The sequence below is a fragment of the Bradyrhizobium sp. Mp27 genome (genome assembly GCF_029953005.1).
In the GTDB taxonomy this organism is placed as follows: Bacteria; Pseudomonadota; Alphaproteobacteria; order Rhizobiales; family Xanthobacteraceae; genus Bradyrhizobium; species Bradyrhizobium barranii.
Window position 1 is genome coordinate 1 of the sequence record NZ_JASAUS010000572.1, and the last position, 755, is coordinate 755.

At 53.1% G+C, this 755-nt stretch carries 1 protein-coding gene; it reads right to left on the minus strand.

Annotated features, from left to right (window positions below):
• Positions 1 to 475, minus strand: a 475-nt coding sequence (locus QJT78_RS51795; RefSeq protein ID WP_281460913.1) for a phasin family protein, incomplete at its 3' end; no start/stop codon positions are given.
• Between the last annotated feature and the right edge of the window lie 280 nt (positions 476 to 755).

The window sequence follows — 755 nt, forward strand, 5'->3', positions numbered from 1 at the left end:
GCTTGATGCGCCAGAACGGATATGCCGCCAATTCTTTCGAATGCTGCCCGAACATATCGACCCGTCTGCTTGTAAACTCCGTAATGACGCCGAAAAATTCAGTTGGTGACCTGATCGTCGCAAGTCTCAGGCCGAATTCAAAAGCAAATTGCGCGTTGGCCTCGGCTATCTCAAGAAGCCTCGCTTGATACGCCTGCATGTTTGCCGTCGCTAAAGCAAAGCCTTTCGTTGGATCGCTATCCGTCATTCTCTGACTGAGGTCATCTGGTAAGGCATCCACCCGAGGCTCAATGATAGGAACCTCGTGTTTAGGATCATGAAGCTCAGGAGGCGGTTCAATCGAGACTGCCGCAACAGAGCGAAGTAAATTCTCTTTCGGGCTTCTAACAATGCTCTGCTTGTTCCGTTGGGCCCGCGCGGTCATTTTCGGATTGCGGGCGCGCTTCGGCGCCGTCGCCGGTTTGCGTTTGCTCATCTGACGCTCCAAGAAAATGGGGGGTGCGACCACAACGGTCATTTCTGAAAGGACAACAGGCTTTGTGACGTGGCGTTCCAAACCCGTGCATTGTTGAAGTTCCGCATGAACTGAGATCAATCGCACGTTCTGCGCTGTCGACGATGATTTTAGGTAGCAACTCCAACCAACAAACGTCTAACTGGCGATCTTCCTGACCACTGCTCAACGGCGTCAGTCTGAGAACAATCAGCCCTCCGCTCGTTGTGCTCTCTGCGGCGACTACACAGGCGTTCATGCC